At 35.4% G+C, this 15,513-nt stretch carries 11 protein-coding genes; 5 read left to right on the top strand and 6 right to left on the bottom strand.

Annotated elements, in window-relative coordinates:
* The first annotated feature begins 53 nt into the window (after positions 1-53).
* Both A8L32_RS21370 and gltX read left to right on the top strand, forming a co-directional pair.
* Positions 54-2,612 (top strand): adenosylcobalamin-dependent ribonucleoside-diphosphate reductase, encoded by a 2,559-nt coding sequence (locus A8L32_RS21370; protein ID WP_075591498.1) that lies wholly within the window; start codon positions 54-56, stop codon positions 2,610-2,612.
* A 162-nt stretch (positions 2,613-2,774) separates the two neighbouring features.
* Positions 2,775-4,298 carry a glutamate--tRNA ligase gene (gene gltX / locus A8L32_RS21365; protein WP_075591497.1) on the top strand — a complete coding sequence of 508 codons (1,524 nt, stop codon included), beginning with the start codon at positions 2,775-2,777 and terminating at the stop codon, positions 4,296-4,298.
* 99 nt (positions 4,299-4,397) lie between these two features.
* Here gltX and A8L32_RS21360 read toward each other — a convergent pair whose 3' ends face one another.
* From A8L32_RS21360 to rsgA, 6 genes are all read right to left on the bottom strand, one after another.
* Positions 4,398-5,396, bottom strand: a complete 999-nt coding sequence (locus A8L32_RS21360; RefSeq protein WP_075591496.1) for a beta-ketoacyl-ACP synthase III — start codon at positions 5,394-5,396, stop codon at positions 4,398-4,400.
* Positions 5,397-5,624: 228 nt separating this feature from the next.
* On the bottom strand, positions 5,625-5,810 hold the full coding sequence (gene rpmF / locus A8L32_RS21355; protein WP_075591495.1) for a 50S ribosomal protein L32: 186 nt from the start codon (positions 5,808-5,810) through the stop codon (positions 5,625-5,627).
* Between the two features lie 15 nt (positions 5,811-5,825).
* The gene (locus A8L32_RS21350) at positions 5,826-6,365 is read right to left on the bottom strand and encodes a YceD family protein (protein WP_075591494.1); all 540 of its coding nucleotides are present in this window, start codon (positions 6,363-6,365) and stop codon (positions 5,826-5,828) included.
* Between the two features lie 116 nt (positions 6,366-6,481).
* The gene (locus A8L32_RS21345; RefSeq protein WP_075591493.1) at positions 6,482-7,639 is read right to left on the bottom strand and encodes a sensor histidine kinase; all 1,158 of its coding nucleotides are present in this window, start codon (positions 7,637-7,639) and stop codon (positions 6,482-6,484) included.
* 74 nt (positions 7,640-7,713) lie between these two features.
* A complete protein-coding gene (locus tag A8L32_RS21340) occupies positions 7,714-10,449 on the bottom strand; it encodes a response regulator (protein WP_075591492.1) in 2,736 nt (911 codons plus the stop codon).
* A gap of 119 nt (positions 10,450-10,568) precedes the next feature.
* Complete coding sequence (gene rsgA / locus A8L32_RS21335; protein ID WP_075591527.1) at positions 10,569-11,495, bottom strand: ribosome small subunit-dependent GTPase A; 927 nt, start codon at positions 11,493-11,495, stop codon at positions 10,569-10,571.
* 226 nt (positions 11,496-11,721) lie between these two features.
* Here rsgA and A8L32_RS21330 point away from each other — a divergent pair, with 226 nt between their 5' ends.
* From A8L32_RS21330 to A8L32_RS21315, 3 genes are all read left to right on the top strand, one after another.
* Positions 11,722-12,873 carry a hypothetical protein gene (locus tag A8L32_RS21330; protein WP_075591491.1) on the top strand — a complete coding sequence of 384 codons (1,152 nt, stop codon included), beginning with the start codon at positions 11,722-11,724 and terminating at the stop codon, positions 12,871-12,873.
* A gap of 716 nt (positions 12,874-13,589) precedes the next feature.
* The gene (locus A8L32_RS21320) at positions 13,590-14,294 is read left to right on the top strand and encodes an ABC transporter ATP-binding protein (protein ID WP_075591489.1); all 705 of its coding nucleotides are present in this window, start codon (positions 13,590-13,592) and stop codon (positions 14,292-14,294) included.
* A complete protein-coding gene (locus A8L32_RS21315) occupies positions 14,287-15,507 on the top strand; it encodes an ABC transporter permease (RefSeq protein WP_075591488.1) in 1,221 nt (406 codons plus the stop codon). Before A8L32_RS21320 ends, A8L32_RS21315 begins: the two co-directional genes overlap by 8 nt.
* The last annotated feature ends 6 nt before the right edge of the window (positions 15,508-15,513 follow it).

Raw genomic sequence — 15,513 nt, 5'->3', positions numbered from 1 at the left:
GCAACAAAACTATAACTGAAACATATAAAGGCATTTAAAATTCTGAGGGAATCATGGCAGTAACAGAAATCGACCAAAAAACGGAGAAAGTGGTAAAAACGTATACAAATGATGAGGCTTTTGAGTCAGCATTAAAATATTTTAATGGTGATGAATTAGCGGCACGTGTTTGGGTAAACAAATATGCGCTTAAGGATTCAGATGGGGTAATTTATGAAGAGAATCCTAATCAGATGCATCGTCGTTTAGCGAAAGAAGTGGCAAGGATTGAGAAAAAATATCCGAATCCACTAAGTGAGGAAGAATTATATGATCTGTTTAAAGATTTCAAATACATAGTACCTCAAGGAGGGCCAATGGCAGGTATTGGTAATAGATTTCAGATTGCATCTTTATCTAATTGCTTTGTAATTGGAAATGATGGAAATTCTGACTCTTATGGAGGTATCATGAAGATTGACCAGGAGCAGGTTCAGTTGATGAAAAGAAGAGGTGGTGTTGGTCACGATTTATCTCATATCCGCCCTAAAGGATCTCCTGTGAAGAATTCAGCACTTACTTCTACGGGTATTGTACCTTTTATGGAGCGTTACTCAAACTCTACTAGAGAGGTTGCTCAGGATGGTCGTAGAGGAGCATTGATGCTTAGTGTTTCGGTAAAGCATCCAGATTCAGAGTCATTTATTGATGCTAAATTAGAGCAAGGGAAAATTACAGGCGCTAATGTTTCTGTAAAAATTGATGATGATTTTATGCGATCAGTAGTTGATGGTAAGCCTTATCGTCAGCAGTATCCTATCGAATCAAAAACGCCATCTCATAGCAATGAAATTGATGCTTCAGGTTTATGGAAAAAAGTAGTTCATAACGCATGGAAATCTGCTGAGCCAGGTATTTTATTTTGGGATACGATTATTCGTGAGTCAGTACCAGATTCATATGCTGACCAAGGTTATAAAACAGTATCTACAAATCCATGTGGAGAGATTCCATTGTGTCCGTATGATAGCTGTCGATTAATTGCGGTAAACTTATATTCTTATGTAGAGAACCCATTTACGCCTCAAGCTAAATTTAATTTCGATTTATTTAAAAAGCATGCGGGATATGCGCAGCGTATTATGGATGATATTATCGATCTTGAATTAGAAAAGATTGATGGTATTATAGAAAAGATTGATCAAGATCCTGAAGGTGCAGAGGTTAAGTTAGTAGAGAGAAATCTTTGGCAAAACATTAGAGATAAAGCTGAAGAAGGACGTAGAACGGGAGTTGGTATTACCGCAGAAGGTGATATGTTAGCTGCTCTGAATATCCGTTACGGTACTGCGAATGCAACCGATTTTTCTATTGAGGTTCATAAGTCGTTAGCATTAGCAGCTTATCGTTCGTCAGTTGATATGGCTATGGATAGAGGAGCTTTCCCAATTTATGACTTTAAAAAAGAAGAAAGAAATCCATTCATTCAAAGATTGTTTAAAGCTGATCCAAAATTAGCGGAAGACATGAAGAAGCATGGTAGAAGAAATATTGCACTATTAACTATTGCTCCAACAGGAACGACTAGTTTAATGACGCAAACTTCTTCAGGTATTGAGCCGGTATTTATGCCTGTTTATCGAAGAAGAAGAAAAGTGAATCCTAATGATCCTGAAATTAGAGTTGATTTTGTGGATGAAGTAGGTGATAGCTGGGAAGAGTATACAGTATTTCATCATAAGTTTGTGACTTGGATGGAGGCGAATGGCCATTCTACCACAAAGCGCTATGAGCAAGAGGAGTTAGATAAATTAATTGAGACTTCGCCTTATTATAAAGCTACTTCTAATGATGTAGATTGGTTGAATAAAGTACGTATGCAAGGTGGTGTTCAAAAGTGGGTGGATCACTCAATTAGTGTAACTATTAACTTACCAGCCGATGTTTCTGAAGAGCTAGTAGGTGAATTGTATATTGAAGCTTGGAAAAGTGGATGTAAAGGTGTGACTGTTTATCGTGATGGATCACGTGCAGGTGTACTTATTGCAGATACTAAAAAAGAAGAAGAGGAAGAGAAAGCGCATTTTTCTAAAAAACGTCCTGATGTTTTAGAGGGTGATGTGGTTCGTTTTCAAAATAACAAAGAAAAATGGATTGCCTTTGTGGGTTTAATGGAGGATCGTCCATACGAAATCTTTACAGGTTTAGCTGATGATGAGGATGGTATTTTATTACCAAAATCGGTAAGTAAAGGTTTAATCATCAAGAGTCGTGAAAAGGATGGGACATCTCGTTATGATTTCCAGTTTGAGAACAAGCGTGGTTATAAAACAACCATTGAAGGCTTAAGTCATAAGTTTGATAAAGAATACTGGAATTACGCGAAGTTAATTTCGGGTGTATTGCGCCATGGAATGGATATTGCTGATGCAATTGATTTAGTGTCTGGTTTACAGTTGGATAATGAATCTATCAACACTTGGAAGAATGGTGTTGAAAGAGCATTGAAGAAATATATTCCAAACGGAACAATAGCGAAAAAAGGATCATGTGAGTCATGTGGATCAGAAAACTTGACTTACCAAGAGGGATGTTTGATTTGTCCTGATTGTGGTACTTCAAAATGCGGATAAAAGTTTTGCCTATATAACTTTTTTAATTCGAAAGCGAGATGGTCATTGATCATCTCGCTTTTTTTTGTCAGAAAGTATACGTTCCGTTGATTTAGCCTTTCAACTTTCGGCTTTCCTCTTTTAACTTTTAACTTATTACCTATCTTTGCAAAAAAAATAAACATGTCAGATAAAAAAGTAAGGGTAAGATTTGCCCCAAGTCCTACGGGACCATTACATATTGGTGGTGTTAGAACTGCTCTTTTTAATTATTTATTTGCTAAAAAGCATGGTGGCGATTTTATCTTAAGAATAGAAGATACTGATCAAACTCGATTTGTAGAAGGAGCTGAGGATTATATCAATGAATCGCTAACTTGGTTAGGGATGAATATTGATGAAGGTGTAAAGCAGGGTGGCGAATTTGGGCCTTACAAGCAATCGGAGCGAAAAGAGGTTTATGTACAATATGCCGATCAGTTAATTAGTGATGGTTGGGCATATTATGCTTTTGATACACCAGAGGAGTTGGAGGCAAAGCGAGAGGCTGCAGAGGCTGAGAAGACAAAGTTTTCCTACGATATGAATACACGTAAGGACTTAAATAATTCGTTGTCTTTATCTGAAGAAGAAGTTGAGAAGCGTAAATCCGAAGGGGTACCTTATGTAGTGCGTTTTAAGATGCCAGAGAACGAGGAAGTGTCTGCTGTTGATATGATACGTGGTGAGGTGAAGTTTAATACCGCTATTCTGGATGATAAAGTGATTTTTAAATCGGATGGATTACCTACTTATCATTTGGCTAACGTAGTGGATGATTATTTAATGAAAATATCGCATGTTATTAGAGGCGAGGAGTGGTTGCCATCTATGCCATTACATGTGATGCTATATAAAGCTTTAGGTTGGGAAAAAGATAGACCTGAATTTGCTCATTTACCATTAATTTTAAAACCAACAGGTAAAGGTAAGCTAAGTAAGCGAGATGGTGATAAAGCAGGATTTCCTGTGTTTCCATTAGAATATACATCTCCTGATGGTGAAGTAGCTTCGGGTTATAAAGAGTCAGGTTATTTGCCTGAAGCTGTGGTTAATTTGTTGGCTTTATTGGGCTGGAATCCAGGGACAGAGCAGGAGATGTTTAGTATGGAGCAGTTAATTGAGACCTTCTCCATTGAAAGAGTGAATAAGTCGGGAGCTCGTTTTGATCCAGAAAAAGCAAAGTGGTTTAATCATCAGTACTTAATTAATATGACTGATGAAGATTTGGCGAAGAGATTTATGCCTGAGTTAAAAGAAAAGGGAATAGACGCTGATTCTGCATTGGTAACTCAGGTTGTTTCCTTAGTGAAGGAGCGTATTAATTTCATTTCTGATTTATGGGAGCAGGTTTCTTTCTTTTTTGTAGCCCCTACAGAATATGACCCTAAGGTGGTTAAAAAACGCTGGAAAGGTGATGTGCCAGCTTTTATGGCTGAATTAGCTATTGAGCTAGGAGATGTGTCGGATTGGAAATCAGGTGATATAAAAGAGGCTATTGCGGCCAAGATTGAGGCGAAAGGTTTGGGTTTTGGATTGGTAATGAATGCCTTTAGATTGGCTTTAGTTGGTGGTGGTTTTGGGCCAGACTTAATGACTATTGCGGAGTTAATTGGTAAAGAAGAAACGATTGCCCGAATAAAAGCTGCTGTTGAGGCTTTGGCATAGTTTGATATTAAAATACTAAAAATAACAAAGGGTGATTTCGAAAGAAATCACCCTTTGTTATTTTGTAAACGCTAGTTGAGTTAACTCAACTGATTGTTTTTATTTCGTGTCATAACCCCACTTAAGATAGATAGAACCCCAAGTAAATCCAGCACCAAATGCTGCAAGTACAATGTTGTCGCCTTTCTTAAGTTGCTTTTCCCATTCCCATAAACATAAAGGAATTGTAGCGGAAGTGGTGTTACCGTATTTTTCAATATTAATCATTACCTGATCCTTAGAAACGCCCATTCTGCGTGCGGTAGCATCAATAATTCTTAAGTTTGCCTGATGAGGAACTAACCAAGCTACATCTTCCGATGATAGGTTGTTTTTCTCCATGATTTCAACGGAGACATCGGCCATGTTAGAAACGGCATGCTTAAATACGGCTTGACCTTCTTGATATACGGTGTGTTCGTTGTTGTCAACAGTTTCGTGAGATGGTGGATATACAGATCCTCCTGCTTTCATCAATAAGTGGTTTCTGCCAATACCGTTGCTTCTTAAAATAGTATCTTGTATTCCTACTTCTTCTTCAGTAGGTTCAAGTAATACTGCAGTAGCTGCATCTCCAAAAAGTACACAAGTAGTTCTATCTGTGTAATCCGTAATTGAAGACATTTTTTCTGCACTCACTAAAATTACTTTTTTATGGCTTCCTGATTCTACATATTTTACTGCAGTATCTAATCCATAAAGAAAGCCTGAACATGCCGCATTTAAGTCGAAACTTTGAATATTTCTAATTCCAACTTTATCACAAATAATTGCAGATGTACCAGGGAATACGTGGTCTGGTGTTACTGTAGTACAAATTACCAAGTCAATTTCTTCGGGCTTTGTACCTGTTTTTTCTAATAGTTGTTTAACAGCTTCGGCACCCATTTCGGAAGCACCTTTCCCTTCACCCTTTAAAATGCGTCTTTCTTTAATACCAACGCGAGTCATTATCCATTCGTCAGAAGTGTCTACCATAGTAGATAGTTCTTCATTAGTAAGGACATAGTCAGGTAAGTGTGCACCGATACCGGTGATTACTGCATTGATCTTTTTCATGTAATTTTTTTGTTCTTGTCGGTAGTGCAAAACGAACCACCGGCAAAAGTTAGAAATTAGCCTAAGTTAAAAACTTATGCATCTTTTTATTTCTCGTGCTTATGAAGAAGCTAAACTACTATATATCTGAAGTGTCAGACTTTACCCTTTTCGAAGATAAAGTGCCCTAAAGCAAAATTTGCCTCGCAAAGCGAAGCAAATTTAAAAAGTACTTTTAAAAATAAAAAGTTATGCTGTAATTTCTTTCTCAACAGCTAGTTTTCCTCTGTAGAAACCACAATCTCCACATACCGTGTGTAGTTTTACAGTAGAACCACAGTTTGAGCATACTCCCAATGTAGGAGCTACAGCTTTATAATGCGTCCTTCTCTTGTCTCTTCTCGTTTTCGAAATCTTTCTTTTAGGATGTGCCATTTTATAACCTCTTTACTAATTATTATTATCTTTTAATTTTTTTAAAGCTGCCCACCTTGGGTCTATTGCTTCGTCTGTATTATCGTCTTCTTCGTGATATTCGGCTGAAAACTCTTCTAATTTAGAAGTCATTTCAGGATCGCAGCTCTCGTAATCTTCATGGACAGATCGCAATGGCATGCTTACCACAATAAATTCATATATTAATTGTGCAACATTATATTCTCCTTCTTCATGCGGAAGAACAATAATTTCTTCACTTGGCTCATCATACATAATTCCAAACTTAATATACATTGTTCCTGTATATTCAACGGGAATGCTTAATTCACCCAAGCAGTTGTCACACATTGTCTGAACGTTTCCAGCAATGTTAAAATCTAACTGAAGCATTTGTGTTTTTTTATTCATCAACACATCTACTTCAAAATCTCCATTTTTAATGGTAGACTCTTCAATTGCCTCAAAAAATGCTTGACCAATTGTATAGTGAAATTGGTGTTTGCCATCTTTTAAACCCTTGAAGGCTATGCTGTAATCTCTTAGCTTATCCATCTCACCTTAAATAAAAACTTTGCAAAAGTATAAAAATAAATACGACTACAGAAATATAAATTCATTTTTATTGTTATTTTTTATTCTTGCATTGTATTTTAAAGAAAAAGAGCGACTTATGATTGGGTTGAGGCTTGTAGAATTATTCTAAAAACGGTCCGTTTATGGGCTTCCGATTCCTTTACAAATATTTTTCCTTGATGATATTCCTCAATTATTCTTTTAGTTAAGGAAAGTCCTAAACCCCAGCCTCTTTCTTTTGTGGTGTAACCAGGTTCAAATACGGTTTTAAAGTTCGATTTAGAAATGCCCTTTCCGTTATCAATAATATCGATATAAACTTTGCGCTCCATTAATTTTGAAACAACAGATATGGAACCTTCTCCTTTGGTTGCATCAATGGCATTTTTAATTAAATTTTCAAATACCCATTCTATTAAAATAGTATTGCCTTGTACTTGAGCTTCATCTCCAAGCTTAGTATCGAATTTTACTTTACTGGATGAACGACTTTTTAGGTATTTAACGCTTTGTACAATGGTTGAGTTAATGCTCATTGTTTTTAAAATGGGCTTAGAACCAATTTTTGAGAATCGGTCAGCAATATTCTGAAGTCGGTTAATGTCTTTCTTCATCTCATCAATGCCATCCGCTTCAGGAAATTTTAGAGCCCAAAGTTCAATCCAACCATATAAGGAAGAAATAGGAGTTCCGAGCTGGTGAGCAGTTTCTTTTGACATGCCTACCCAAACCTGATTTTGTTCTGCTTTTCGCGAATTACTAAAAGCGATATACGCGATTAATACAAAAATAGAAACAACCAGCAATTGTACAACAGGGAACCATTTTAAGCGAGTAAGTAGTGTAGAGGTGCTAAAGTATAAGCGCTGTTTTTCTCCATCGCCTAGGTCAATTTCAATACTTTGGCCTGCATCTTGCATTCTCTTTAATTGACGTTTAAGATAAATCGAAGGAGATGCTTTGGGGGCTTGTAAGTTTCGATATTGCAAAATAGAGTCGTTACTATCTACAATAATAACAGGAACCGTTGTATTGTTTTTTAGAACTTCCAAAGTAAGGTTGATTGAACTTTCATCGGTGCCTGGTTGAACAAGTTGCCTAGTTGCTTGCGCCCATAATTCAATTTTCTTTTTCTCTTCTTGTTTAAGTTCGTTAACGAGGTGGGCAGTATATATAAACGAAATTGAGCCAATTATAATAGTACCAATTAAAATCCAAAGTTTAAAGCGCTTTTTACGTGTATAATATTGCATGCTATATAATATAGATAAATGTAATGCTCAATGAAATAACGAACAGGCTAGAGTAATATTGCTGGTCTAAGGTTTTAACGCGAGCACCACTTAATAATCATTCGCGTTATTTCTTCTTTTTGAGCTGGTTTTACTATAAAGTCATCCATGCCAGCCATAAATGCTAATTCTCTTTGTTTATCATCATTATTGGCTGTCATTGCTACAATCGGACAACTTTCGTCATAACATTTCAGTTCCTTAGTGGCATCAAATCCATCCAATTCAGGCATCATTAAATCCATAAAAATAATATCGTATTTATTTTTCTTGAATTTATCAACGGCTTCTCTTCCATTGTTGGCAAGGTCAATTTCATATCCTACTTTTCGAAATAGGCTTTGAGCTACTCGCTGGTTAAACAGATTATCCTCTGCAATGAGTATTTTGATATTATCTGGAACTATTTTACCCACAAGACTATTCTGTGATTTGATGCTAGGGAAATAACGCACCGCAAACTGACGTAAGGTATTTAATTTTACAGGTTTTCTTAAGAAAGTGTCGGCTCCAAGTTTCTTGCTGAAATTCGTATTCATACTTTCATAATCAGAACTCTGAAATAAGATGATAAAATTATTGTGTAAGTTATGACTATGAAGTTGTTGTAGGAAATCTAGTCCATTAAAATCGGGACGTTGGTCGATGATTAATAATTGGATGTTGGGTTTGTCGTTTAGTAGTAAGATAGTTTCTTGCGAAGGAGCCATTAATTTGTAATTAATGCCAAGTGCCATAAGGTTCTTAATCATATTCTGAACTTGAAGCGCTTCGTCGGTAATAATTAGAGAATTAATTTGTGTCCAGGATAATATGTAAGAAAAATCTAGTTCTTTCTGATTTCGCTTGGTTACAAATGGTATGGTAAAACAGAATTCGGCACCAGGGTACTGAGGGTTTTCAGAAATCTCAGAAGGACTATTGGCCCATATTTCACCACCCATTAATCGCACTAAATTTTTAGAGATAGATGTACCTAAACCTGTTCCGCCAAACTTACGTGTGGTACTTTCGTCTTCCTGCGCAAAAGAATTAAAAATGGTCTTCAATTTTTCTTTTCGGATGCCTACACCAGTATCGCTAACGATAAACTTTAAAGCAGGTCGTCCATTTAGCGTACTGGTCTTTTCAACGGATAACTCAACTTTTCCTATAGGGGTGAATTTGATGGCGTTTCCAATTAAATTATTGAGTACTTGTCTAAACCTAAGTGGATCGCACATGAACTCCGTTGGTAGTTTGGTATTGATTTTTGAACTCAATGAAACATTTCGATCTTTTGCTATGGTTTCGAACGATAGAATGGTTTCATTAATTTCTTGTGTAATATCCATAGGGATGGACTCAACTTCTAGCTTGCCTGCCTCAATTTTTGAGAAATCCAAGATGTCATTAATTAAAGCAAGTAAAGTGTCTGCTGAGCGTTTCACGACCTTCAACATATCGTGTTCCGAGCCATGTAGCTTGTTAGTCGTTAATACTAAATCAGTCATACCAATGATACCATTTAAAGGCGTTCTTAATTCATGACTTATATTGGCGATAAAGGCTGATTGAGCAGTATGCGTTTTAATGTTTTGTTTCTGGGTAGCTGTATTGTCTACTTCAATAAATACATGAATATAATATTTTACATCTTGATTGAAGAAAGTGATTTTTTCGCTCAGAATAACTTGTTGATTGTTGCCGCCTGCATTAATGATGAATCTGTTGGAAGAAGAAGAAACCTTCTCCACCTGCATCAACTTACGCTTTTCAAACATGGTTTCGTCCGAAACAATTTGATCAATTAAGATGTCTTCGTCTTCGTAATCAAATAAGTTTAAAGCAATTCTATTTACTAGTTTTATTTTCTCTTCACCATCAGTTAAAACAACACCTATAGGTAGGTAATGTAGTATTTTATGCAGTGCATCGTCCGATTGCGAAAGGCGTTTGATCGTCTTTTTTGTTTTTATTATGTATTGGTAAAAAGATAATGCAATTAATAAAATAACGATACAAGAAATAAAGGCAACCAAAAATGAATTTTTAAGAATAGAATGTGTGATTGGCTTAATTGGCATCGAAAAAATAAGATAATTGTCAATGGTTTTCAGTTTTTTAGCCACCGACATCACTTTTAGTTTTTGCGTATTATGACTTAAGAAATGTATGTTCGGTTTACCATCGTCTTCTTTTTTTAAGAAATCATGATCGTTTAGTACTAGATTTCTCAATGGTGAATAAACCACATTATTGTCGGAACTGGCTATCCATTGAAATAGGTGGTCTTCTACAAAAAAGTTTTTGAATATATCATCATAAAATCTCTTTAAGTCATATGTAGATTCCATATAGCCAAATATATGGGTGTCGTTATAAAGAGGTTGTGTGTATTTTATTTCGTTTTCACTCGCATTGAGTTCGATGGTAACTTTAAAAGCTTCTTTTCTATTTTTCTTGCCAAAGGCTGTTATTAAGTTTTGGTTGGCATCTTGGGTTAAGGAATAGAAATTGCCTTTTGTATCGTAAACGTCTAGTTGCTTGAGCACATTTCGGTATCGATTGTGTAATAGTTCAATGCGTTTTAAAACCTCAATGTTTTGGAGTTGCAGATTAAATAGGCCACCAAGCTCATCCTCATTTAAAAGAAGCATGGTATTGGTCTCCGCCTCAATAAAATAGTCTTCTAATATTTCGGTACAAGTAATTAGCTCCTTTTCTAAAATGCTGTGGTGTGTATTAAGTTGCCAATTGTATGTATCGTAATAATAGTAAATGTTCGACATCACTAAAAAAATGATGCTAGATATAACTATAAAGAGAGTACGCTTCATCGAAAGATGTCAGTTAGTGTTGTGTTGAGTGTGTTGTTCTTGCTATGTGTTGAGATATTTACATCGGGTCACTATCTATATTTTTCCTGTTTTGAGTCGTGAATACTTAAGTAGCTTTGGTATCTGGTTAAAGCTATTTCATCGTTTTCTACTGCTTTTTTCACCGCACATCCTGGTTCATGAATATGAGTGCAATTGCCGAATTGACATTGGTGAGAAACTTCAAATATTTCTTTGAAAAAATGATGTAACTCTTCGTCTTCAATATCAATTAAACCAAAACCTCTAATTCCAGGCGTGTCAATAATGCCACCTCCAAAATTAAGCGGATGCATTTCTGCATATGTTGTAGTATGTTTACCGCTCTGATGAATATCGGAAATCTCAGCAACTTTTAAATTTAGTCCAGGTTGAATTCTATTGATAAGTGTAGACTTGCCAACACCAGAATGACCCGATATTACACTAACCTTATCTTTTAGTAATTCAACCATAACGCTAAGGTCATCCTGCATTTTAGCAGAAATCTTATAGGTTTCATAACCAATTCTTTCGTATATGCTAATTAAGTTTTCAACTGCAGTCAAGTGGTCCGTGTCGTATCTATCCATTTTATTAAAAATTATTTTAACGGGAATACGATAGGCTTCTGCAGAAACTAAAAAACGATCGATGAAAACGGTTGTTGTAATTGGATAATTTACAGTAACTAATAATAAGGCTTGATCTATATTGGAGGCAATAATATGTGATTGCTTTGATAAATTGGTTGCTTTACGGATAATGTAGTTCTTTCTTTCTTGAATGGTGGTAATTACACCCATATTGGCATCGTCCTCCAATAAAAAGTCCACATGATCGCCAACAGCTATTGGGTTGGTGCTCTTAATGCCGTCCATCCTAAACTTTCCTTTAATAGAGCAATTAATTAATTCTCCATCAGAAGACTTTACTAAATAGCGATTTCCTGTTGATTTAAAAACTATACCTTTTTTCAAAATATTTGATAATAAATGTGTTGTGTTATCTATGTTATGTGGCAACTTAGCTGTAAAAATGGAAAAAAAAGATGACACTAAAAATTAAGGATAGACTAAATTTTGATTCACATGTTTTTTTATGCAAAAAATGAGAAAATAGGAAGGTAGATCTAGTAAAAACTTATAATTTTAGCCTTGGTTTAAAACAACTACAAAATCCCCCTTGATTATTTACTTAGTTTAAATGAAATTACAAACAAAGATTCAGTTTTGTATTTATTTTGTTGTTGCCACATTTTTGTGTGGAAATGCATCTGGGCAATCTTGGGATGTAGATGGGTTTGTAACTGAAATGCCATCTCTTACATGGAGTAATAATGATGATATGGTTTTAGATAACCTAATTCATAACCGATTTAATATCAATAGAAACTTTAATAATGGTTTATCATTAGATATAGGGCTCAGAAATAGGTTTTTATTGGGTGGAACAATAAAGAACGATGCGACATATAAGTATATTTTAGCAAGTGATCCTGGTGTGGTGGATTTGAGCGTGAATATATTTTCAGGTAAAGGTTATGTGTTAAATAGCCATATTGATAGATTAACGCTAAGTTATGATATAGGCAAAGTTAATACCGTAGTTGGTCGGCAAAGAGTGGAATGGGGCAGAGGAAGAGTTTGGAATCCTAATGATATATTTAATGTATATTCTTTCTATGATTTTGATTATAGAGCTAAACCTGGTATGGATGGGGTAAGTGTTAGCTTTGGGAATTCTGATGAAGCAAGAGTTGATGCGGTAATTAAAGTGGATGGTAATTACGATATGACAGCCGCCCTTAGGTTTCAATCGCAAATAAAAGCATTAGACTTTCAATTGCTGAGTGGCTTGTTAAACCAAAGTGATTATGTTTTTGGTTTTGGATGGTCATATAGTATGAATCATCTTAAGCTCTTTAATGAGACTTCTATTTTTGCTACTAAAGATGATTTTTCATCTACTAATGCATTGGTATCATTGGGAGCTTATTATCAGAAAGAAAAAGTTCGAATAGGGTTAGAGTATTTATATTCCGAATTTCAACAGGGAGAGCAAGGAAACATAGAGGATTTGTTTTACGGGCGCACTTCAATAAAAAATCTTAGTGTTAGCGAGCATTCCTATAACTTATCTTTTAAATACGATTTTACAGAAAACTTTAATTCTGAATTAGATTTAATTGGTTTTGGATATCCATTATTACAAGGTGGATATTTATCATCAATAACAAATTATTCTATAAAAAGTAATCTTCAATTATCTTCAATCATCCAATATTATAATCAAGATTGGATGCTAAATCAGGAATCAAAGGGGCGATTCTCTATCCGATTAAAGAAATATTTTTAACGATTTTTTATCATTCAAAATCTTATCATCTTTAAATGATAAAGATATGACACGTGTAATTGTCTTGTAGGTACGTGTTTGTGGCTTGTCACGCTTTGGTCACGCTTTGCCTTTTTGATGTCACACATTTGTCACAGTCCTGTCACGCATTTGTCACGCTAATAATAGCACTTCTTTTTATAGTTGTAGTACTTTAGCTCTTGATAGATAAACAACACGATAAATACTTGGTATGAATTACGTTAAATTTGGATTACGCTTTTTAGCTTTTTCGGCACTATTAACATTAACAACTGTATTACTTAAACTTTTTATAACTAAGATGTATTCTTTATTATTAGAGTATCATTCTTTACCAGAGTCGGATTCTAATATTACTGTTCTAGCATTCGTTATAAGTTTAGTGTTTACATTAGTCTTATCTTTTAGTACAGGTTATTGGAAAGTGTCTAAAGCATAGAGGAGAGCTTAAAACCAACAACTGAACTTAAGAGGAAACAAAGAAGTTTTACATTTCTACAGATTAAAAGGTGTAGTGATTTCGGATTAGTGTTCGTAATCGTACATCGCTGGTTCATTTATGAACACTTACCACCTTGAGTACTCACTTATGATTATGTGCTAATTTGCACAAATACAGCGAATTGTTGTTTTTGGAACGCTGGTTGATATGAGAATTGTCATATTTTAGAATATCAACCATAAAACATCTACAGGTGAGTAAAAGCGTCATAAAAGTAAATTCTTTACACAAGTCCTATATAACTGGGGCAAATTCACTACATGTTTTAAAAGGCATAGATGTGGATATTAAAGAAGGCGAGATGGTTTCCATTATGGGATCGTCTGGTTCAGGAAAGTCCACTCTACTTAATATTTTAGGGATCCTTGATAACTACGATAAAGGGGAATATTATCTCAACGACATTCTAATTCAGAAGATGAATGAGAAGAAAGCTGCTGCATTTCGAAATCAGTATATCGGCTTTATTTTTCAATCGTTTAATCTGATTTCGTTTAAAAATGCAGTTGAGAATGTAGCCCTACCGTTATACTACCAAGGTGTGCCTCGTAAAAAAAGGAATGAAATTGCTTTGGAATATCTAGAAAGACTGGGGCTAAAGGATTGGGCAGATCATATGCCAAGCGAATTGTCAGGAGGTCAAAAACAAAGGATAGCTATTGCACGAGCTTTGATATCTAAACCAAAAGTAATACTTGCCGATGAGCCAACAGGAGCTTTGGATACGCAAACATCTTACGAAGTGATGGATATTTTACAAGAAGTAAATAACTCTGGTATTACAGTCGTGATTGTTACTCATGAGCACGATATCGCCGAAAAAACCCATCGTTTAATTAAACTTAAAGATGGATTAATTGAAAGCGAAAAAACACATAAAATTATGACCTATGCTTGATTTAAGTAATTGGCAGGAAATAATAAGTACCATGAAAAAGAATAAGCTAAGGTCTTTCTTAACAGGCTTTAGTGTTTTTTGGGGGATTTTCATCCTGGTTATTCTTTTAGGTGCAGGTAAAGGGCTTGAGCGAGGGGTAATGCACAACTTTAGTGATGCTAAGAATAGTGCATTTTTATGGGGCGGACAAACTTCTATGGCACATGACGGATTAAATGTTGGAAGAAGAATTTCTTTAAAAGATGAGGACCTTGAACTGATTCAGAAAAAGATACCAGAGCTAGGACATTTAACAGGTAGAATTGGAATGTGGGGCTCATTAATCAATTATAAAAATGAGTATGGAACCTTTCAGGTGATGGGAATCTTAGAAGGGTATCAGCACATAGAATCGGTTCAATTGGCTGAGGGAAGATTGCTTAATTTAATTGATATAAAAGAAGCTCGAAAAGTCACAGTTATTGGACGAAAAGCTAAAGAAAGACTATGCAAGGATGAAAATCCGATAGGTGAATATATTAAGATAAGAGGAATACCGCATAAGGTAATTGGAATTTTTGATGATGTTCATCCTGGCGAGACGGAACGTTTTTATATACCTATGACGGTGGCTCAAAAGGTTTTTGGAAGACAACAAGATGTTGGAAGTATAGCTTTTACAACTGGAGAAAGTACTTTGGAAGAAAGTCAGGCAATGTATCAGGAAGTTAGGAGTATTATAGCGGACAAATACCGCTTTAATCCTGAAGATACTAGAGCGTTAGGAGGATATAATGTACTAGAAAATTATCAGCAAACCCAAGCCATTTTTACTGGAATTAGCATGTTTGTTATGGTCATAGGTATTTTTACCATCATTGCAGGTATTGTTGGAGTAAGTAATATAATGATTATTGTAGTCAAAGAACGAACCAAAGAAATAGGAATTAGAAAGGCCATTGGAGCCTCTCCTGGATCGGTAGTTAGTTTAATTCTTCAAGAGTCGATTATAGTTACCTCAATAGCTGGATTCTTTGGTTTGTTGGTGGGGGTAGGGTTACTGGAGCTAGCCTCAGGATTACCAGCTTCAGATTTTTTCAGAAATCCAGGTGTTGATTTTAATATAGCTATTGGAGCCGCTTTACTCATTGTGTTAGCTGGCGCTTTAGCAGGTTATGTACCCGCTCGAAGAGCATCTAGAATTAAGCCCATTGTTGCATTACGCGACGAATAAAACGAA

This window comes from Labilibacter marinus (genome assembly GCF_001659685.2).
Lineage (GTDB): Bacteria > Bacteroidota > Bacteroidia > Bacteroidales > Marinilabiliaceae > Saccharicrinis > Saccharicrinis marinus.
The sequence above is the reverse complement of the archived record's forward strand: the minus strand, read 5'-3'. Positions and strand labels throughout refer to the sequence as shown.